Consider the following 20,760-nt stretch of genomic DNA (forward strand, 5'->3'; position numbering starts at 1 on the left):
TTTCGCCAGGCCCGCTGAAGGCCCGACCCGCCGCGAAACCGCCCGCACCCGCGCCGCGCCTTGCCGGCCGCCCTCCGCCTCATCATGACCGGGGAGGAGAGCGTCCGCATCGGCGCAGGAAGCCGTGGTTCTCCGGGATCACCGCCTTGTGGGAGCCGCGCGCCGTCGCGACCCCGCTGCATCTCCACCCCGCCGTCTCGGCGGCCATGGCGGGACGCCTCGAGCGCGCGCCTCAGTTGACCAGGGCGGTCGCGAGCCAGGGGACGAGCGCGATCACCAGCAGCGCGAGGCCCATCACGACGACGAAGGGCATGGAGCCTGCGAAGATCGTCTCGATGCTGACGCGCGGGTCGTTCAATGTCGCCTTCACCGTGAAGACGGAGATGCCGAAGGGCGGCGTCAGCAGCCCCATCTCCACCGCGATGATGGTGACGATCCCGAAGTGGATGAGGTCGAACCCCATGGCGGAGGCGATGGGCGCGCCGATCGGCACCATGATCAGCAGGATCGACGTGCTGTCGAGGATCATGCCCATCAGCAGGATGATGACGACGAAGACGGCGAGGAAGCCGTAGGGGCCGAGGCCCAGATGCTCCACCATCTCACCGATCGCCTGCGGCACGCCGGCCAGCGACAGCATGCGGGAATATAGGCCGGCCGCGATCAGCAGGAACAGGATGGCGGCCGAGACCAGCCCCGTCTCCCGCAGCACGCGCCAGAATTTCGGCAGGTCCAGCCGGCCGCGCAGCAGCGCCAGGATCAGCGCGCCCGCGGCGCCCACGGCGCCGGCTTCGGTCGGCGTGAAGAAGCCGCTGTAGAGCCCGCCGAGGATCAGCACGACCAGCGCCATGATGGGCACGGACTTCACCACCATCTCGCCCGCGGGCATGGCGCGCTGGGTGAGTTCCGGCTGCGTCTGCCGCGTCATGATCCGCGTGGGGAAGAAGGTGGCATAGACCCAGATCATGACGGCGAAGCCGAGGGCGATGATGACACCCGGGATGACGCCGGCGATGAACATGTTGCCGATGGAGACCTCGGCCAGCACGCCATAGACGATCATCAGCAGGGATGGCGGGATCAGCATGCCGAGGATGGAGGACCCCGCCACGGTGCCGGCGGCGAAGCGCATGGTGTAGCCGTGGCGCACCATTTCCGGCACCGCCACCTTGGTGAAGACGGCGGCGGAGGCGATGGAGACGCCGGTGACGGCGGCGAAGACCGCATTGGCGCCCACCGTCGCCATGCCGAGCCCGCCGCGCACGCGCCGCAGCAGCGCCTGCCCGACCTCGAAGGTGTCCTTGCCGATGTCGGAGATGCTGACCAGCAGCCCCATCAGGACGAAGAGCGGGATGGTCGCGAAGACATAGTCCTGGATGCCGGAATAGGTCGCGAGGGCGGTGAAGCGGAAGGCGAGGTCCGGGTTCTCCCGGATCAGCCAGACGCCGATGGCGCCGGTGGAGATCAGCGACAGGCCGATGGGCAGGCCGAAGACGATCAGCCCGACCATCATGCCGATCAGCGCGAAGCCGATGGTCACGTCTTCCATGGCGTCAGCTCCGCGCCGGGCGAAGCGAGGCCCGGATGTCATGCAGCACGAGGACGAGATAAGCGAGGGCGCCGGCCGTGCCGCCCAGCATGATCAGCGCGCGGAAGGGCCAGGTCGGCACGGTGAAGATGCCCTGCACGCCGAAGAATTCCCGCGCCGCCAGTGAATTCCACACGCCGGGCCAGGCGGATTGCGCGATGAAGCCCATGATGGCGGCGCCCAGCAGCATGAACAGGATCTCGATGATCCGCGCCAGGCCAGGCACGCTGCGATGCAGGCGGTCGATCAGGAAGTCCGCCCGCGTCATGCGCCGGTTGTAGACGGTGGCGCCGATCTGCAGGAACACGATGCCCACCACCGAATGCGCCGCGATCTCCGCGACGCCGGTGATCGGCGCGTTGAGGAAGGAGCGCCCGACGACATCGGCGCAGATCAGGCACATCAGGCCGAAGGTCCAGATCGTGCCGATCGCCGCCAGCGCATCCAGCAGCAGCCGCACCGGGTCGAAGGCCTTCGGTGCGGCGGCGGCATCCAGCGCCGCCATGTCGATATCGTCAGCCATGGCGGCGCTCCGTCAGCCCGTTCAGGCGGTCAGTTCGCGGTCCCAGTTGCGGCCGGGGGTCTGGCCGGCCTCCCGGATCGCGGCGAAGTAGGCGTTCAGCACGTCGCGGGAGGCAGCGCCGGAGCTGTCGGCCCAGGTCTTCGCCAGGTTGGGCAGGCCGCGGATCCAGCGATCGCGCTCCGCCGCCGGCAGGGTGGAGACGATGGCGCCCTTCTGCACCATCTCCGACTTCGCCGTGGCGACGCGGTCGGAGACGTCGCGGATATGCGCGACCGTGGAGGCCTTGCCGGCCGCGACCAGCGCGCGGCGGACGATTTCCGGGTAGCGGTCGTAGCGCTGGCGGTTGACGGCGATGCCGCCGACATACATCGCGCCGATGTCGCATTCCGTGATGTACTTCGCGACCTCATAGACCCGCGTCGGCAGGATGCCGACATAGAAGGAGAGCGCGCCCTCGATCACGCCGGTCTGGATATCCGTGTAGTAGGTGGTCAGCGCGCCATCCACCGGCGTCGCCCCCGTGCCGGACAGCCAGCCCGCGCTGGTGCCGGGCGCGGCCAGCTTGCGGTTGCGCAGGTCGTCCAGGCTGCGGATCGGGAAGTTCGACCAGATGTGGTAGGTATCGGTGATGTAGGAGCTGAGCGGGATCATGTTGAGCCCGTTCCAGTTCTGGCGGATCGCCGGAACCGTCTCGTTCATCCGCTCGAAGGCATTGGCGATCAGGCCGTGGTCGCCGGTGGCGAAGGGCGTGAAGTAGGTGACGTTCTGGAGCGGCATGGTGCTGCCTTCCCAGAGGGTGCCGACATAGCCGATGTCGGTGATGTTGTCGCGCACCGCCTCCATCGTGTCCTGGAAGCGGTACAGCGTGCCGCCATAGGCCTCGCGCCAGTTGATGCGGTGGGTGTTGCCGTTGTCGCGGAGGAACTTGTCCACCTCCGGTTGGAACACGTTCTTCATGATGTGGATCCAGAAGTTCTGGACCGGGTGGCTGGCGGCGATCTGGATGTTCAGCGCCGTCTGCGCCTGCGCGGTATGCGCGGCGAAGATCGGCAGCGCGGCGCTGCCGGCGAGCAGGCTGCGGCGACGGATGGTCGTCATGTCTTTCTCTCCTCCCTGCTTGTTCAGACGGTGCCGAGCGCGCGCAGGATGCGCGCCGGCGTGAAGGGCTGTTCGGTGACGCGCGCCGATAGCGGCCGCAATGCGTCGTTGATCGCGTTCATCAGCGCGGCCGGCGCGCCCGCGGTCCCGGCCTCCCCGGCACCCTTGGCGCCGAGGAGGCTTTCGCCGGTCGGTGTCTCGACGTGGCCGATATGCATCTCCGGCATCTCGGCCGACATCGGCACCAGGTAGTCGGCCATCGTGGTCGTCAGCAGGTTGCCCTGCTCGTCATAGACGCAGTGCTCATAGAGCGCGCCGCCGAGCCCTTGCACGATGCCGCCGCGCACCTGTTCGTCCACCAGCAGCGGGTTGATCACCCGGCCGCAATCCTCCACGCACCAATGCTCCAGCAGCTTCACCATCCCGGTCTCGGCATCCACCTCCACCCAGCTGGCCTGGATGCCGTTGGTGAAGGCGAAGGGGTAGTCCTTGGTGATGAAGTGGCGCGTCTGCACCAGTTCCCGCGGCAGGTCCTTGGGCAGCGTGTCGCCGCGGTAGTAGACGATGCGGCCGAGCTCGGAGAGCGGCATGCGTTCGCGGCCCGTCTCCCTGTCCACGACCTGGCCGAGCACGATGTCGAGGCTCTCCGGCACCGCCTGCAGCATGGCGCCGGCGACCACCAGGATCTGCTGCTTCAGCGCGATGGCGGATTGCAGCGCGGCCTCGCCGCCGATGCCCGCGCCGCGGCAGGCCCAGGTGCCGCCGCCATAGGGCGTGGTCTGGGTGTCGCCGGTGATGACCTTCACGCGTTCCAGCGGGACGCCCACGCCATGCGCCACGATCTGGCGCAGGATGCCCTCCGTCCCCTGGCCCTGTTCCGTGACGCCGGACAGCGCGACGATGGAGCCATCGGGGTCCATGCGCACCGTCGCGCCATCCTGCGCGGAAATGCGCGCGCCGCCGATGCCGTACATGAAGGGGGAGGGGTTCGTCAGCTCGATGAAGCTGGCGAAGCCGAGGCCGCGATGGACCCCCTTCCTGCGCTGTTCCGCCTGGTCGGCGCGGATCTTCTCGACCGGCACCATCTCCAGCAGCTTCGCGAGTGCCGCGTGGTGCGACAGCCCCTCAAACCGCATGCCGGGCGGGGAGGTGTAGGGATAGGCGTCGTCGCGGATCAGGTTGCGCCGGCGGATCTCGATCGGGTCGATGCCCAGCGCCTCCGCCGCCAGGTCCACCAGCCCCTCCGTGACCGTCGTGGCGATGGGATGGCCCACGGCGCGGTACTGGCAGGTCGGCGTCTTGTTCTGGAAGACGACCGTGGTCGTACAGCGGTAGTTCGCGAAATCGTAGGGCCCGCCGCAGAGGTTGACGACCTGGTTGCCCTCGATCGCGCTGGTGCGGGGATAGACGGAATAGGGGCCGATGCCGGTGCGGTCATCGATGTCGAAGGCGAGGATCTTTCCCTCGGCGTCCACCGCGATGCGGCCCTTGATGCGGTGGTCGCGGGCATGGATGTCGGAGACGAAGCTCTCGAACCGGTCGGCCACGAATTTCACCGGACGGCCCATCGCCTTGGCCATGGCGGCGACCGCGACTTCATCCGGATAGACATGCACCTTGATGCCGAAACTGCCGCCGACATCGCGGCAGATGACGCGGACGGCCCCTTCCTCCATCCGCAACTGCTTGGCGAAGACGCCCTGCATCATGTGCGGGGCCTGGGTGGAGTGGTGGACGGTGAGCGTGCCCTCGGCCCTGTTGTAGTCGGCCAGGATGCTGCGCCCTTCCAGCGTCACGCCGGTGTGGCGGCCCGTCAGGAAGGTCGCCTCCACCACGCGATGCGCGGCGGCGAAGGCGGCAGCCACGTCGCCCTTCTCCGCGGTGCGGGTGAAGCAGAGATTGTCCCCCAGCGAGGGATGGATCACCACCGCATCGGGGTCGAGCGCCGTCTCGATGTCGAGCTGCGCGGGCAGGGGCTCCCACTCCACGGCCAGCGCCGCGACGCCATCCTCGGCGGCCGCGCGGCTGTCGGCGACCACGGCGACCACCGGCTCCCCCTGCCAGGTCGCGCGGTCCAGCGGCAGCGGGTGCTGCTGCGCGGACTTCATGCCCTTAAGGTGATCGAGCGTCGCGACCCAGGGGTCGCAGACCTTGGCGAGGTCCGCGCCGGTGAAGACGCGCACCACGCCCGGCACCTGCATCGCCGCGGCGCTGTCCACCGACAGGATGCGGGCATGCGCGTAGGGGCTGCGCAGGAACGCCGCATGCACCAGGCGTGGCGGCTGGACGTCGTCCGTGTAGGTGGCGCGGCCCTGCACCAGCTTCGGCAAATTGGGGCGGGGGACGGAGCGGCCGATATAGGAGTTCGGCAGATCCTCCCGCGACAGCCCGATGGAGGCGGGGGTCGGCATGTCGTTCATCGCGCGGCTCCCCCTCGGGCCTCCAGCGTCGCCTCGACCGCGTCCACGATCGCCTGGTAGCCGGTGCAGCGGCAGTAATTGCCGGACAGGTGTTCCCGGATCTCGGCGCGCGTCGCGTTCGGATGGTGCTGCACGATGTCGGCCGCGGCCATCACCATGCCTGGCGTGCAGAAGCCGCATTGCGCGGCGTTGCGGGCGATGAAGGCGTCCTGCAGGTCCGCCATCTCCCCGCTGTCGGACAGGCCCTCGATCGTCGTGACCTCCGCGCCATCCAGGCTCGCTGCCAGCACCAGGCAGCCGCGGACGATCTCGCCATCCACGCGCAGCGTGCAGGCGCCGCAGACGCCGTGTTCGCAGCCCGCATGGGACCCGGTCAGGCCCAGGTCGAGGCGGAGGAAGTCGATGAGGTGACGGCGTGCTTCCACGCTGCGGGTCACGCGTTCGCCATTCACGGTCAGGGTGATGTCCACGCGGCTGGTCATGCGGCGGCCTCCGCGGCGGGCAGGAAACGGGTGAGGGCGCGCTGCGTCAGCACGCCGGCCAAATGGCGCTTCATCTCGGGCGGCCCATGCAGATCGGCCGGCGGGTCGAGGTCCCGGGCCAGGGCGGCGCGGGCGGCGGCGATGGAAGCGGCGTCCAGGCTCCGGCCCTCCAGCGCCGCATTCGCGCCGGCCGCGAGGACCGGGCCGTTGCCGACGCCGAAATAGACGAGCCGCGGCGCGCGGATGACGCCCCCCTCCAGCCGCAGGCTCACGGCAAGACCGGCCATGGCGTAGTCGCCGGAGCGGCGGGCAACCTCCACGATCGCGCTGCGCGACGCGGCGGTCGCGACCGGCACCTCGACCGCCGCGATCAGTTCGCCCGGCCGCAGCGCCGTCTCCAGCAGGCCGGTGAAGAAGGCGCCGGCCGCCACGCGGCGTTCGCCGGCCGCGGAGACCAGCACCACCGTCGCATCCAGCGCCACGATGCAGGCGGGCAGTTCGGCGGCGGGGTCGGCATAGGCCAGGCTGCCGCCGATGGTGCCGCGGTTGCGGATGGCGGGATGGGCGATGAAGGGCACCGCTTCGGCCAGCAGCGGCGCGTGCCGGGCGACCAGCGGGTCCCGCCCCAGCTCCGCATGGCGCGTCAGCGCGCCGATCCGCAGCGCGCCACCCTGCAGCGCGATGCCGCGCAGCGCTGCCACGCGCGTGATGTCCACCAGCAGCTTCGGTTCGGACAGGCGGAAGGCGAGGGTGGCAAGCAGCGTCTGGCCGCCGGCCAGCAGCCGCGCCTCCTCGCCATGCTCCGCCTGGAGGCGGAACACCTCCTCCAGAGTCGATGCCCGTGCATAGCCGAAGGCCGGCCATTTCATGACGTTCGTCCCTCCGTATGCCTGCGTTGGCCGCATGGCGGATCGCTTGTTGATCAACTGATCACCAGAAACTAGGATCATTGTCAAGCAGCGGCTTCAACCGCTGCGGGGAAGGGAGAAAAGCCGTGGACGGCGTGGCGCGACCCGGGCGTCGCCTGGAACCGCAGGCGCGGCGCGACCAGATCGTGGCCGGCGCCGTCGCCTATTTCGCCGAGGTCGGCTTCGGCGGGACGACGCGCGACCTGGCGCAGCGCATCGGCATCACCCAGGCGCTGCTCTACCGCTACTTCGCCAGCAAGGCGGAGCTGGTGGAGGCGGTGTTCGAACGCGTCTTCCTCGACCGCCTGTCGCCGCACTGGAACGCGGAGATCGCCGACCGCTCGAGGCCGCTGGAGGAGCGGCTGCGCCACTTCTACCGCCAGTATGCGGCCGCGATCTTCACCTATGAATGGATGCGCATCTTCATGTGGGCCGGCCTGGCGGGGGAGGCGCTGAACCTGCGCTACCTGTCCCGCGTCGGCGACAGCCTGCTGGCGCAGCTGCGGGAGGAGATCGCGGCGGAGGGCCCCTATCGCGCGCCGGATATGGAGGCGATGTGGGCGCTGCACGGCAGCGTCGTCTATCTCGGCATCCGCCGCTTTATCTACCAGCTGCCGACGCCGGAGGATGTGGGGCCGGTGATCGATGACTCGGTCAACCGCTTCCTGGCCGGCCTCAGGCTGCCGGGCGCCTGCCGGGACGCCTCGCCGGGCTAGGCCGCGGCGGCCCGGCACGGGGCCCTTTCCGCAGCCGGGCGATTGCTTCACTGTGGATGACGGAGGCGACACCATCGCGCGGCCACCTGCTGGAGTGTGGGGGGCTGCTTGCGCGTATTGCTGATCGACGGCGAACCGGACCGCGCCGCGGCTGTGAAGGCGGGGCTGGAGGCCGCGGGCTTCACGGTGGTGGCGACGGCGCCGGAGGCGGTGGACCTGACCCGCCTCGTGCGCGATTCGGCCGCCGACATCATCGTCTGCGACCTCGATGACCCCGGCCGCGACGCGCTGGAGAGCATGCGCGCGCTGAACCGCGACGAGCCGCGCCCCGTCGTCGTCTTCGCGGAGCGTGGCGATCCCGCGCAGATTGAGGCCGCGATCGAGGCCGGCGTCGCCGCCTATGTCGTGGAAGGCCTGGCGCCCGCCCGCGTGCGGCCGGTGCTGGAGGTCGCGATCCGCCGCTTCCGGGCCCACCAGGCGCTGCGGGCGCAGCTGGAACAGGCCCAGGCGACGCTGGCGGAGCGCACCATCATCGAGCGCGCCAAGGGCATGCTGATGCAGCGGCGGCGGCTGTCGGAGGAGGAGGCCTATCGCCTGCTGCGGCGCTGGGCGATGGATCGCAGCCGGCGGCTGGTGGATGTCGCGCATGATTTCCTGCACGAAATCTAGGCGAATTGCCTGAATCGCCGCCGAATTTCGTCTGCGATCCCAAAATCGCCCATTCGCGCGGCGATTTTCCGCTTCACAAGCCCGGCCCTCCCGGGCTTTCTTCCCGCGTCGCAGCAATGCGGCGGGGGTCGGGGCGCAATGGCGTGCCCCAGGCGTGACCCCCGGGTGATCCACCTGGCGGCCCAGTGACGGTCCGCTCTCCGGGGCCCTGACGCGCCCCGCCGGAGCATGACCGCGTGGCCGCACCCTCCCTCCGCATCGGCTTCGTGCCGCTGACCGACGTGGCGCCGGTGCTGATGGCCGATGCGCTCGGCCTGTTTGCCCAGCATGGCGTGCGCGTCACCATCTCCCGCGAGGCGTCCTGGGCGGCGCTGCGGGACAAGCTGGCCTTCGGCGCGCTGGATGGCGCGCATCTGCTCGGGCCGCTCGCCATCGCGCTGGCGACGGGGGCGGCGGGCATCCGGCGCCGCGTGACCGTGACCGCGGGGCTGGCGCGGAACGGCAATACCATCACCCTCTCCCACGGCCTGGCGGCGCGGATCGGGGCCTTCGAGGCGCCGCTCGGCGCCAGCGCCTTCGCCGCCGCCGTGCATGCGCGGGCGGAGGAAGGGCTGCCGCCGCCGACGCTCGCCGTCGTCTATCCTTTCTCCTCCCACAACTACCTGCTGCGGCACTGGCTGGCGCAGGGCGGGCTCGATCCCGACCACGACATCCGCCTGGTGGCGGTGCCGCCGCCGCAGATGGCGCGCGCGCTGGCCGATGGCGCGATCGAGGGCTTCTGCGCCGGCGAGCCCTGGGGGAGCCACGCGGTGGCCATCGGCGTCGGGCGGCTCGCGCTGATGACGGGCGACATCTGGCGCGACCATCCGGAGAAGGTGCTGTCCTTCGCGGAAGGCGTGGCGGAGCGGGAGCCGGAGGCCGTGCTGGCCGCGACCGCGGCGGTGGCCGAAGCCGCGCGCTGGCTGGAGGACCCCGCCAATCGCTGCGCCGCCGCGGCGCTGCTGCATGAACGCGGCTTCCCGAGCGTGCCGCCGGCGACGCTGGCGCTGGCGCTGGAAGGCAAGGTCGCCGCACCGCCCGGTGGCAGCGCCACTGTGCTCGCCGCGCCGATGCGGTTCGAAAGCGCCTCCTGCCCGCAGGTCGACGAGGCCGGCTGGTGGTTCGACGCCATGCGCCGCTGGGGGCACCTGCCCGCCGCGGCGACGCGGGCGGAGGGCATCGCGCCCTGGCGCCCGGACCTCTGGCGGCAGGCCACGGCCCGCCTCTCGCCCCCCTATGCCGAGGGTCGCGCCAGCGCGCCGCCCGCCCAACCCATCACCGAGGAGAGGAACGCATGACGATGCTGACCCGCCGCGCCGCGATCGGCGCCACCACCGCCCTGCTGGCCGCGGCACCGCGCGGCGTCTTCGCGCAGGGCGCCTCCGCGCCGGAGGTGCGCAAGGCGACGCTCGGCTACATCGCGCTGACCGATGCGGCGCCGCTGATCATCGCGAAGGAGAAGGGCTTCTTCACCAAGCACGGCATGCCGGATGTCGATGTGGCGAAGCAGGCGAGCTGGGGCGCGACGCGCGACAACCTGGTGCTGGGCGGCGCATCGGGCGGCATCGATGGCGCGCATCTGCTGACGCCGATGGCCTACCTGATCCACACCGGGCGCATCGTGCAGAACAACCAGCCCGTGCCGATGGCGCTGCTGGCGCGGCTGAACACCAATGGCCAGGCGATCTCGGTCGCGGAGAAGCACAAGGCGCTGGGCGCGCGGCTGGATGCGGGCCCGCTGCGCCGCGCGCTGAACAGCGACAGCAAGGTCGCCATGACCTTCCGCGGCGGCACGCATGACCTCTGGATCCGCTACTGGCTGGCGGCGGCGGGGATCGATCCGGAGCGCGACGTGCAGACCATCGTCGTGCCGCCGCCGCAGATGGTGGCGAATATGCGCGTCGGCACCATGGACGCCTTCTGCGTGGGGGAGCCCTGGAACGGCCAGCTGGTGAACCAGCGCCTGGGCTACACGGCGCTGACCACGGGCGAGTTCTGGAAGGACCATCCGGAGAAGTGCCTCGCGCTGCGGGCCTCCTTCGTCCAGCAGAACCCGCGCGCGACGGAGGCGCTGACGGCCGCGGTGATCGAGGCCGCGCGCTGGTGCGACGAGGCCGCGAACAAGGAGGAGATGTGCACCATCCTCGGCCGGCGCGCCTGGCTGAACGTGCCGGTGCCGGACATCCTGCCGCGGGTGCGCGGCGAGGTCGATTACGGCGACGGGCGCCGCGTGACCAACCCCGACATCGCCATGAAGTTCTGGCGCGACCACGCCAGCTATCCCTTCCGCAGCCATGACCTGTGGTTCCTGACGGAGGATATCCGCTGGGGCGTCTTCCCGGAGGGCACGGACACCAATGCGCTGGTGGCGCAGGTGAACCGGGAGGACATCTGGCGCGCGGCGGCGGAGCGCGCCGGCGTGCGCGCCGCGGAGACGCCGCGCGGTACCTCCCGCGGGCGGGAGACCTTCTTCGACGGCAAGGTCTTCGATCCCGAGAACCCCGCCGCCTACCTCAATTCGCTCGCCATCAAGAAGATGACGGGGGCCTGATCGCATGAACGCCGTCACCCCCGCCAAGCCCGCGACGGAGGGGCTTGCCGTCTCCGTCGCCGCGCCGGCGCCCGCCATGCCATCGCTGGCGGCGCGCATGCTGCCGCGCCTGGCAAGCGTCGCCGCCACGGTGCTGCCGCCGCTGGTCGTCGTGGCCGCGCTGTTCGGGCTGTGGGAATGGGCGGCGTCCGGCCCGGGCGCCACGCTGCCGCCACCCTCCAAGGTCTGGGCGGATAGCGCGGAGCTGATCGTCAACCCCTTCTATGACCGGGGCGGGCTGGACAAGGGGCTCGGCCTGCACCTGGCGGCCAGCCTGCAGCGCGTGGGCGTGGGCTTCGCCTTGTCGGCGGTCATCGGCGTGGCGCTCGGCATGCTGGTCGGCAGTTCGAGACTGGCCATGCGGGGGCTGGATCCGATCTTCCAGGTGCTGCGCACGGTGCCGCCGCTGGCCTGGCTGCCGCTGTCGCTCGCCGCCTTCCGGGAAGCGCAGCCCAGCGCGATCTTCGTCATCTTCATCACCGCGGTCTGGCCCATCATCATCAACACCGCGGTCGGCGTGCGGAACGTGCCGGCGGATTACCGCAATGTCGCGCGCGTCATCCGCCTGCGCCCGCATGAATGGTTCCTGCGCATCGTGGTGCCGGCGGCGGCGCCTTACATCTTCACGGGACTGCGCATCGGCGTCGGCCTATCCTGGCTCGCGATCATCGCGGCGGAGATGCTGATCGGCGGCGTGGGCATCGGCTTCTTCATCTGGGATGCCTGGAACAGCTCCAACCTCTCCGACATCGTCGTGGCGCTGGCCTATGTCGGCCTGGTCGGCTTCGCGCTGGATCGCATCATGGCCTTGGCCGGCCGCGCCGTGACGCGCGGTACAGCGGCGCAGTGAGGGGGGACAGGATCATGGAACGCAGCTTCCTCGAGATCTCGCGCCTCTCGGTGCGCTTCGGCGCCAAGGCGCCGCCGGTGCTGAACGGAATAGACCTGAAGGTCGCGCAGGGCGAGTACATCGCCGTGATCGGCCATTCCGGCTGCGGCAAGTCCACGCTGCTGAACGTGGTGGCCGGCCTGCTGCCGGCGACGCTGGGTGGCGTGGTGCTGGAGGGGCGGGAGGTGAATGAGCCCGGCCCCGACCGCGCGGTGGTGTTCCAGAACCACAGCCTGCTGCCCTGGCTGACCTGCGCGGAGAATGTTGCGCTGGCCGTGGATCGCACGGTCGGGCGCGGCATGACGCGCGCGCAGCGCCGCGACTGGACGATGGAGAATCTGGCGCTGGTGCGGATGGAGGCGCATGCGCAGAAGCGGCCGCATGAGATAAGCGGCGGCATGAAGCAGCGCATCGGCATCGCCCGAGCGCTGGCGATGCGGCCCAAGGTGCTGCTGCTGGACGAGCCCTTCGGTGCACTGGATGCGCTGACGCGCGCGCATCTGCAGGACCAGGTGATGGCGATCCATGCACGGCTCGGCACCACCGTGATGATGATCACGCATGACGTGGACGAGGCGGTGTTGCTGTCCGACCGCATCGTGATGATGACGAACGGGCCGAATGCAACGATCGGGGAAGTGCTGGATGTGGACCTGCCGCGTCCGCGCGATCGCCTCGCCCTCGCCTCCGACGCGCGGTTCCTGGCGGCGCGGGAAGCGGTGCTGCGCTTCCTGCATGAACGCCACGCCCTGCCGGCCGCGGCCTGACCATGCGCGTGCTGGTGATCGGCGCCGGCCCCGCGGGCATGCGCTGCGCGGAGCGGCTGGCCGGCCGCGCCGAGGTGACGCTGGTGGGTGCCGAGGCGGCGCTGCCCTATGACCGCGTGGCGCTTGGCCGCGTGCTGGCTGGGGAGGCTGGGGCGGGCGCCCTGATCACCCATGACGCAAGGCGGCTGCGGGACCTCGGCATCCGCTACCGCGCCGCCACGCGCATCGTCGCGCTGGACCGTGACGCGGGGCTGGCCCGCACGGCGAAGGGCGAGGCGATCGGCTTCGACCGCGCGGTGATCGCGACGGGGTCGGAGGCCGTGCGCCTCAAGCTGCCTGGCGCGGATCTGCCCGGAATCTTCGTCTATCGCAGCATGGCCGATGTGCAGGCGATCCGCCGCCATGCCGTCCATGGCGGGCGCGCGGCGGTGATCGGGGGCGGGCTGCTCGGCCTGGAAGCCGCGGCGGCACTCGCCGCCACAGGGATGCGGGTGACGGTGGTGCATGCGCTGGGCTGGCCGATGGAGCGCCAGCTCGACCCTGCCGCGGGCGCGCTGCTGGCCCGCCAGTTCGGCGCCACGCGCAGCCTCCGCTTCGCCATGCCCGCTGTGACGGAGGCGATCGAGGGCGAGGCGCATGTCACCGGCTTGCGGCTGGCGGATGGCGGGCGCATCGCGTGTGACCTCGTGGTGATGGCGGTGGGCGTGCGCCCTTCCGTCGCGCTGGCGCGGGAAGCGGGGCTCGCTGTGGCGCGCGGCATCGTCGTGGATGACGCGATGCGCAGCAGCGATCCGCAGATCCTCGCGATCGGCGAGTGTGCGGAGCATCGCGGCCAGGTCTGCGGCCTGGTGGCGCCGGCACTCGCCATGGCGGAGGTCGCGGCGGCGACGCTGGCGGGGGAGGGGGCGCGCTACGCGCCACGCCCCGATCCCGCCGCGCTGAAGGTCTCCGGCATCGCCGTCTGGTCGGCGGGGGAGGTGGCGCCGCCGGATGCGGAGGCCGTGCTGCTTTCCGACGAGGAGGCCGGGCTCTACCGCCGGCTCTGGCTGCGGCAGGGGCGGCTGGTGGGGGCGCTGCTCTACGGCGACACCGCGGACGCGCCCTTCTACCTGGACCTCATCGCCAGCGGACGAGAGGTGTCGCCCTTCCGCGCGCGGCTTCCCTTCGGGGCCGCCTATCGGGACGCCGCGTGATGACCGATGCCCCCTTCAGCGCCGAGCAGCAGGAATACCTCAAAGGCTTCATGGCGGGCGTGGAGGCGCGGCGCGGATCGCTGCTGCCCGCGACCGATCCCGGCGCCCCGCCCGATGCGCTGCGCGCCGCGCAGGACGCGACGCTGGCACGCGGCGGCAAGCTGGTCCCGCAGGAGGAGGCGAAGCGCGAACGTCATCCGCTGGACCGCTGGGATGAGATGACGGGCCGTGCCGCTGCGGGCCGCTTCCCGAAGCCGATGGAGGATTTCATCGGCCGCTACCACGGCCTGTTCTTCGTGGGCCCCGCGCAGAATGCCTTCATGTGCCGCCTGCGCATCCCCGGCGGCATCCTCTCCGCCGCGCAGCTGGACGGCATCGCCGGCATCGCGGAGGATTGCGCCGGCGGCTATGCCGATGTGACCACGCGCGCCAACCTGCAGCTGCGCGAGATTCCCGCCGACAAGGGCGTGGAGGTGGTGGAGCGCCTGGCCGACCTCGGCATCGTGCCCAGGGGCACCGGCGCCGACAACATCCGCAACATCACCGCGAGCCCGACGGCCGGCATCGATGCGCGGGAACTGGTTGATACGCGCCCGCTGGTGCGCGCGCTGCACCACCACATCCTCAACACCCGAGACCTTTTCGCCCTGCCGCGCAAGTTCAACATCGCCGTCTCCGGCGGCGGCGCGGTGGAGGTGCTGGGGGAGACGAATGACATCAGCCTGCGCGCGGTGGAGACGCCGGCGGGGCTGCGCTATCGCCTGACGCTCGGCGGCATCACCGGGCATCGCGACTTCGCGCGGCCGACGGGCGTGGTGGTCCGGCCGGAGGAGGCGGTGCGCGTCTGCGACGCCATCCTGCGCGTCTTCATCGCGGAGGGCGACCGCACGGACCGCAAGAAGGCGCGGCTGAAATACGTGCTGGACCGGATGGGGATCGAGGCCTTCCTCGGCCTGGTCGAGCAGCGCCTGGGCTTCGCGCTGGAACGGGTGGAGGAGGCGGCGCTGCGCCCCGCGCCGCCGCCCGCCAAGCACGGCCATCTGGGCATCCATGCGCAGAAGCAGCCCGGGCTGCGCTACATCGGCCTGGTGACGCCGGTCGGGCGGCTGACGGCGGCGCAGTTGCGCGGCATCGCCGATCTCGCGCGGCGCTTCGGCAGCGGCACCATCCGGCTGACGGTCTGGCAGAACCTGCTGGTCAGCGACATTCCCGATGCGGCGATCGGGGCCGCCTGCGCGGCGATCGAGGCCCTCGGCCTTGGCTGGCAGGCCAGCAACATCCGCGGTGGGCTCGTTGCCTGCACCGGGGCGGCGGGCTGCAAATTCGCCGCCAGCCACACCAAGCAGCACGCGGCGGCGCTGGCGGATTTCCTGGATGTGCGGATCGCGGTGGATGCGCCGGTCAACATCCACCTGACCGGCTGCCACCATTCCTGCGCGCAGCACTACATCGCCGATATCGGCCTGCTCGGCGCCAAGGTGGAGCGCGGCGAGGAGCTGGTGGAGGGCTATGACCTGCATGTCGGCGGCGGCGCGGGGCCGGAGCAGAAGATCGGCCGCCTGGTGCTGCCCAAGGTCGCGGCCGATGCGTTGAACGAGACGGTGCTGGCGCTGCTGCGCGCCTGGATGCAGGGCCGCACGCCGGGCGAAAGCTTCCAGCACTTCACCGCCCGCCACGGGGACGCCGCCATCGCGGCCATGGCGCGCGTGACGGAGGACGCGGCATGAACGCCATCATCCCGCAGGCACTCGGGCCAGCGCCGGTTCCCGTCATCCCGGAGAACGCGCCCTTCACCGCGGCGCAGCGCGCCTGGCTGAACGGCTTCCTCGCCGGGCTCTATGGCGGTGCCGCCGCTGCCTCCGCCAATGCCTCCGCCGGCCCGCCGCCGCCCGCCGCGGCGGCGGAGGACTTCCCCTGGCACGACCCGGCGATCGAGCTGGAGGAACGGCTGCAACTCGCCGAAGGCAAGCCGCTGTCGCGGCGCCTGATGGCGGCGATGGCGCAGCTGGATTGCGGGCAATGCGGCTATGTCTGCCAGAGCTATGCGGAGGCGCTGGCGAGCGGCGCCGAAAGCTCCGCCGCGCTCTGCGTGCCGGGCGCCAAGGCGACGCAGAAGGCGCTGAAGGCGCTGCTGGCGGAGAAGCCCGCGACGGCGGCGCCCAGGCCCGCGGTCGCGGCCGCGCCGGCGGGTCGGCCCATCCGCTTCGTCTCCGCCGCGCGGCTCACCGGGCCTGGTTCCGCCAAGGATGTGCGGCACGTCGTGCTGGACCTGGCGGAGAGCGGCCTTGCCTATGAGCCGGGGGACAGCCTGTCGCTGACCGTCGAGAACGACCCCGCGCTGGTGGAGGCGGTGCTTCCCGCGCTCGGCGCCGAAGGGGACGGGGCGCTGCGGGAGGAATTGCGCTGCCGGCGGGACATCGCGCGGCCGCTCGACCGCACGCTGGACCTTTTGGCCGGTGCCGCGCGGCACGCGCCACATGCCACGGCGCTGCGCGCGCTCGCGGATGGCGAGGATGGCGTGGAGCCGGCGGAGGCGGATCTGCTGGACCTGCTGCAGGCCTTTCCCTCCGCACGCCCGCCGGTGGCGGACCTCGTCGCCTCCCTGCCGCTGCTGAAGCCGCGGCTCTATTCCATCGCCTCCTCGCCGCTTGCCTGCCCAGGCCGGGTGGAACTCTGCGTCGGCGTGGTGCGGGCGACGCGCCGCGAGAGGGTCAGGGATGGCGTGGCGTCCTGCCACCTCGCCTTCCGGGCGACACCGGATTTGCCGCTGCTAGCGCAGGTGCAGGTCAGCCATTTCCGCCTGCCCGCCGATCCCGCGAAGCCCGTCATCATGATCGGCCCCGGCACCGGCATCGCGCCCTTCCGCGCCTTCCTGCAACACCTCGCGGCGACGGGCGCGCGCAACCGCGCCTGGCTGTTCTTCGGCGACCAGCGCGGCGCGACGGACTTCCTGTTCCGGGAAGAGATCGAGGCCTGGCGCGCGAAGGGCACGCTCTCGCGCCTGTCGCTGGCCTGGAGCCGCGATGGTGACCGCAAGGTCTATGTCCAGCATCGCATGGCGGAGGAAGCGCCCGATCTCTGGCGCTGGCTGCAGGATGGCGCGCATCTCTATGTCTGCGGCGATGCCAGCCGCATGGCGAAGGATGTGGATGCCGCGCTGCGCCAGGTGGCGATGGGCGAGGGGGGCATGAGCGCGGACCAGGCGCGGGACTGGATTGTCGCCCTGGCCCGCCAGGGCCGCTACCAGCGGGACGTGTACTGAGATGGACGGAAGCTTCGTCGCCCGGCCCGCCCGCACCACCTGCCCCTATTGCGGCGTCGGCTGCGGCGTGCTGGCCACGCCGGATGGGCGCGGCGGCGCCACCATCGCCGGCGATCCAGACCATCCCGCCAACCAGGGGCGGCTCTGCAGCAAGGGCAGCGCGCTGGGCGAGACGCTGTCGCTGGAAGATCGCCTGCTGCACCCCGAGATCGGCGGCAAGCGCGCCAGCTGGGACGCCGCGCTGGACGCGGTGGCGGAGGGCTTCCGGCGTGGCCTGGCGCAGCACGGGCCGGAGGGTGTCGCCCTCTACGTCTCCGGGCAACTGCTGACCGAGGACTACTACGCCACCAACAAATTCGCGAAGGGCGTGCTCGGCACCGCCAATATCGACAGCAACTCCCGCCTCTGCATGGCCAGCGCGGTCGCCGCCCATACCCGCGCCTTCGGCGAGGATGTGGTGCCCGGCACCTATGAGGATCTGGAGCTGGCGGACACGGTGGTGCTGGTCGGCAGTAACCTTGCCTGGTGCCATCCGGTGCTGTTCCAGCGCGTGATGGCGGCGAAGGCGGCGCGGCCTTCCATGACGCTGATCGTCGTCGATCCGCGGCGCACCGCGACATGCGAAGGGGCGGAGCTGCATCTGCCGCTCCGTCCCGGCAGCGATGTCGCGCTGTTCGCCGCGCTGCTCACGCATCTGCAGGACCGGGGCCTGGCGGATCGCGCCTGGCTCGCGGCCCATGCGGAAGGCGCGGAGGCGGCGCTGGAAGCGGCGCGCGCCATCGCGCCACAGGCCGCGGCGCTCACCGGCCTCGACCCCGCGCTGATCGCGCGCTTCTGCGCCGCCTGGGCCGCCAGCCCGCGCACCGTCACGCTCTGGAGCATGGGCGTGAACCAGTCGAGCGCCGGCACGGACAAGGCGAACGCCATCATCAACTGCCATTTGCTGACCGGCCGCATCGGCCGGCCCGGCGCGGGGCCCTTCAGCGTCACCGGCCAGCCCAATGCGATGGGGGGGCGTGAGACGGGCGCGCTGGCCACCATGCTGGCCGGGCATCTGCGCTTTGATGTGCCGGCGGAGCATGCGGCGCTGGCGGCGTTCTGGAACGCACCGGGGCTGCCGCGCGCGCCGGGTTTGAAGGCGACGCAGCTTTTCGCCGCGCTGGAAGCGCAGAGGATCGGCGCGCTCTGGGTGATGGCGACCAACCCGGCGGTATCCCTGCCGGATGGCGATGCGGTGCGGGGCGCGCTGGCCCGCGCGCCCTTCCTGGTGGTGTCGGAGGTGACGCGCCGCTCCGACACCGCCGCCTATGCCCATGTGCGCCTGCCGGCCCTTGCCTGGGCCGAGAAGACCGGCACGGTGACGAACAGCGAGCGCGTCATCAGCCGCCAGCGCGGCTTCCTGCCCGCACCCGGGGAGGCGCGGCCGGATTGGTGGATGGTGGCGGAGGTGGCGCGCCGCCTCGGCCATGAGGGTTTCGGCTGGGCTGGGCCAGCGGCGATCTTCCGGGAGCATGCGGCGGTGACGGGCCTGGCGCGGCCCTCCGCCCGGGCCTTCGACATTTCGGGCCTCGCCGGGCTGGCGGACGATGCCTATGCGGCGCTCGCGCCGACGCGCTGGCCGGTGCCGGCCGACGGGCCCGTGGCGGCGCGCTTCTTCGCCCATGGGGGCGTCCTGGCCGGGCGCGCGCGGCTGGTGCCCACGCCCTTCCGCGCGCCGGTGGAGGATGTCTCCGCGGCCTTCCCGCTGCGCCTGCTGACCGGGCGGCTGCGGGACCAGTGGCACACCATGACCCGCACCGGTGCCGTGCCCCGGCTGATGGCGCACAGCCCGGAGCCCACGCTGACGCTCCATCCCGCCGATGCGCAGGGTCTGGCGCCCGGCGCGCTGGTGGCGGCGGAGTCGGTCCGTGGCCGCGCCATCTTCCGCCTGGCGCTGGATGAGGGCCAGGCGCGCGGCACCGCCTTCGCGCCGATGCATTGGGCGGCGGAACTCGCGCCGAGCGGCCGGGTGAACGCGCTGGTGGCGCCGCATGGGGACCCCGTGAGCTTCCAGCCGGAACTCAAGAACGCGGCCATCCGCGTCTCCGCCTATGGTGCCGCCTGGCATGCCGCGGTGCTCTCCGCCACGCGCCTGCCGCGCGACCTCGCGCCCTATGAGGCCGCGATCGCGGTCGAGGGCGGCTGGCGGCATGAACTGGCGGGGCAGGGGGCGCCGGCGGAGGCCTTCGCGCGCCTTCTCCGCCTGATCGATGCGCCGGGCATGGCATGGCAGCGGATGGAGGACCCGGCGGCCGGCCTGTTCCGCGCCGCGGCGATCCGTTGCGGCCGGCTGGCCGGCGCCGTGCTGCTGGGCCCCGACGCGGCGCTGCCGCCCCGCGCCTGGCTGGCCGCGCTGCTGGCCAGCGAGGGCCCGCTGGAGCCCGCCGATCGCGCGGCGCTGCTGGCGGGGGCGCGGCCGGGAGGCCCGCCGCCCTCGCCCCTGGTCTGCGCCTGCCATGGCGTGACGGCGGCGGCGATCCAGGCCTGCGGCGGCGATGGGGCCCGGGTCGGGGCCGAGACGCGGGCGGGCACCGGCTGCGGGTCCTGCAAGCCGGAGATCGCGGCGCTGCTTGCCCGGCTGGCGCCCGCCTGATGGGCCCCGTCGCGGCCTTCCTCGATCGGTCCCCGCGGCTCGGCGTGCTGGCCGGGCGCCTGCGGGCGCTGCTGGGGCCCGCCCGGCGGCGCGGGCCAGGGGCCGAAGCCGCCTTCGCCCGGGCCATCAGGGGCAAGGCGCCGATGCCGCCGGGCACGGTCTGCCTGGTCGGCGCCGGGCCGGGATCGGCGGAGCTGCTGACGCTGCGCGCGCTGCGGCTGCTGGGGGAGGCCGATGTCATCGTGCATGACCGGCTGGTCTCGGATGAGGTGCTCGACCTGGCGCGGCCCGGCGCCGAGCGGATCTTCGTCGGCAAGTCGCGCGCCAACCACTGCCTGCCGCAGGCGGAGATCAACGCGCTGCTGGTGCGCCTGGCCCGGCAGGGGCGGCGGGTGGTGCGCCTCAAGGGTGGGGATCCCTTCGTCTTCGGCCGGGGCGGGGAGGAGGCGGCCGCGCTGGCCGAGGCCGGCATCCCCTGCCAGGTCATCCCGGGCGTCACCGCGGCACTCGCCTGCGGGGCCGATGCGGGCATCCCGCTGACGCATCGCGATGCCGCGCAGATGCTGACGCTGGTCACCGGCCACCCGCGGGACGGGCGCCTCGACATTGATGCCGCGGCCCTGGCGCGGCCGAACCAGACCCTGGCGATCTATATGGGGCTGGCGAACCTGCCGGACCTGGTGCGGCAGCTGATGGCGGCGGGGCTCGACGCCTCCCATCCCGCGGCGATCGTGGAGGGCGGCGGCACCGGCGCGGCGCGGCGGCTGGACGGCACGCTGGGTTCGCTGCCCGGCATGGCGCCTGCGGTGAGGGCCGGGCAACCGGCGTTGATCATCATCGGGGAAGTGGTCCGCCTGGCACCGCCGGTCGCACCCGCCGCGGTCTCGGCGCCGGGGTTCGCGCCCGGATCGTCCTTCATGCCGGCAGGGCACGCCAGGCCGGCGGAGCCGGTCACCTCCGCCCCGCCTTCCCGGCGGGGATAGG

17 protein-coding genes are annotated in these 20,760 nt (G+C 71.9%); 11 read left to right on the plus strand and 6 right to left on the minus strand.

Features of this window, described 5'->3' with window-relative positions; all coding sequences use genetic code 11:
- Positions 1-232: 232 nt before the first annotated feature.
- The 6 genes from JJI54_RS15870 to JJI54_RS15895 are packed head-to-tail and all read right to left on the minus strand — an operon-like array spanning position 233 to position 6,980.
- Positions 233-1,549: a TRAP transporter large permease gene (locus tag JJI54_RS15870; RefSeq protein WP_203074000.1), complete on the minus strand. Its 1,317-nt coding sequence runs from the start codon at positions 1,547-1,549 to the stop codon at positions 233-235.
- Between the two features lie 4 nt (positions 1,550-1,553).
- The gene (locus JJI54_RS15875; protein WP_203074001.1) at positions 1,554-2,111 is read right to left on the minus strand and encodes a TRAP transporter small permease subunit; all 558 of its coding nucleotides are present in this window, start codon (positions 2,109-2,111) and stop codon (positions 1,554-1,556) included.
- A gap of 21 nt (positions 2,112-2,132) precedes the next feature.
- On the minus strand, positions 2,133-3,209 hold the full coding sequence (locus JJI54_RS15880; protein WP_203074002.1) for a C4-dicarboxylate TRAP transporter substrate-binding protein: 1,077 nt from the start codon (positions 3,207-3,209) through the stop codon (positions 2,133-2,135).
- Between the two features lie 23 nt (positions 3,210-3,232).
- On the minus strand, positions 3,233-5,629 hold the full coding sequence (locus tag JJI54_RS15885) for a xanthine dehydrogenase family protein molybdopterin-binding subunit (RefSeq protein WP_226381818.1): 2,397 nt from the start codon (positions 5,627-5,629) through the stop codon (positions 3,233-3,235).
- Entirely contained in the window at positions 5,626-6,111 is a 486-nt protein-coding gene (locus JJI54_RS15890) for a (2Fe-2S)-binding protein (protein WP_203074003.1), read from the minus strand. Before JJI54_RS15890 ends, JJI54_RS15885 begins: the two co-directional genes overlap by 4 nt.
- Positions 6,108-6,980 carry an FAD binding domain-containing protein gene (locus JJI54_RS15895; RefSeq protein WP_203074004.1) on the minus strand — a complete coding sequence of 291 codons (873 nt, stop codon included), beginning with the start codon at positions 6,978-6,980 and terminating at the stop codon, positions 6,108-6,110. The genes JJI54_RS15890 and JJI54_RS15895 overlap by 4 nt, the downstream gene beginning before the upstream one ends.
- A gap of 125 nt (positions 6,981-7,105) precedes the next feature.
- On the opposite strand from JJI54_RS15895, the gene JJI54_RS15900 reads away from it, so the two are divergent.
- From JJI54_RS15900 to cobA, 11 genes are all read left to right on the plus strand, one after another.
- Positions 7,106-7,735, plus strand: coding sequence for a TetR/AcrR family transcriptional regulator (locus JJI54_RS15900; RefSeq protein WP_203074005.1), 630 nt, complete (start codon positions 7,106-7,108; stop codon positions 7,733-7,735).
- Positions 7,736-7,843: 108 nt separating this feature from the next.
- Positions 7,844-8,404: an ANTAR domain-containing response regulator gene (locus JJI54_RS15905; RefSeq protein ID WP_203074006.1), complete on the plus strand. Its 561-nt coding sequence runs from the start codon at positions 7,844-7,846 to the stop codon at positions 8,402-8,404.
- Positions 8,405-8,640: 236 nt separating this feature from the next.
- Positions 8,641-9,741: a CmpA/NrtA family ABC transporter substrate-binding protein gene (locus JJI54_RS15910; protein ID WP_203074007.1), complete on the plus strand. Its 1,101-nt coding sequence runs from the start codon at positions 8,641-8,643 to the stop codon at positions 9,739-9,741.
- Positions 9,738-10,994 carry a CmpA/NrtA family ABC transporter substrate-binding protein gene (locus JJI54_RS15915; protein WP_203074008.1) on the plus strand — a complete coding sequence of 419 codons (1,257 nt, stop codon included), beginning with the start codon at positions 9,738-9,740 and terminating at the stop codon, positions 10,992-10,994. The genes JJI54_RS15910 and JJI54_RS15915 overlap by 4 nt, the downstream gene beginning before the upstream one ends.
- Before the next feature lie 4 nt (positions 10,995-10,998).
- Positions 10,999-11,883: a nitrate ABC transporter permease gene (gene ntrB / locus JJI54_RS15920; protein ID WP_226381820.1), complete on the plus strand. Its 885-nt coding sequence runs from the start codon at positions 10,999-11,001 to the stop codon at positions 11,881-11,883.
- Between the two features lie 14 nt (positions 11,884-11,897).
- Positions 11,898-12,689: an ABC transporter ATP-binding protein gene (locus JJI54_RS15925; protein ID WP_203074009.1), complete on the plus strand. Its 792-nt coding sequence runs from the start codon at positions 11,898-11,900 to the stop codon at positions 12,687-12,689.
- 2 nt (positions 12,690-12,691) lie between these two features.
- Positions 12,692-13,882, plus strand: a complete 1,191-nt coding sequence (locus JJI54_RS15930) for an NAD(P)/FAD-dependent oxidoreductase (RefSeq protein WP_203074010.1) — start codon at positions 12,692-12,694, stop codon at positions 13,880-13,882.
- On the plus strand, positions 13,882-15,609 hold the full coding sequence (locus JJI54_RS15935; RefSeq protein ID WP_203074011.1) for a NirA family protein: 1,728 nt from the start codon (positions 13,882-13,884) through the stop codon (positions 15,607-15,609). Before JJI54_RS15930 ends, JJI54_RS15935 begins: the two co-directional genes overlap by 1 nt.
- Complete coding sequence (locus JJI54_RS15940; RefSeq protein ID WP_203074012.1) at positions 15,606-17,144, plus strand: sulfite reductase subunit alpha; 1,539 nt, start codon at positions 15,606-15,608, stop codon at positions 17,142-17,144. Before JJI54_RS15935 ends, JJI54_RS15940 begins: the two co-directional genes overlap by 4 nt.
- A 1-nt stretch (position 17,145) precedes the next feature.
- Entirely contained in the window at positions 17,146-19,776 is a 2,631-nt protein-coding gene (locus JJI54_RS15945) for a nitrate reductase (protein ID WP_203074013.1), read from the plus strand.
- The gene (gene cobA, locus JJI54_RS15950; protein WP_203074014.1) at positions 19,776-20,759 is read left to right on the plus strand and encodes a uroporphyrinogen-III C-methyltransferase; all 984 of its coding nucleotides are present in this window, start codon (positions 19,776-19,778) and stop codon (positions 20,757-20,759) included. Before JJI54_RS15945 ends, cobA begins: the two co-directional genes overlap by 1 nt.
- The last annotated feature ends 1 nt before the right edge of the window (position 20,760 follow it).

Origin of the sequence: Falsiroseomonas ponticola (assembly GCF_016805305.1) — a bacterium.
GTDB classification, from domain to species: domain Bacteria; phylum Pseudomonadota; class Alphaproteobacteria; order Acetobacterales; family Acetobacteraceae; genus Falsiroseomonas; species Falsiroseomonas ponticola.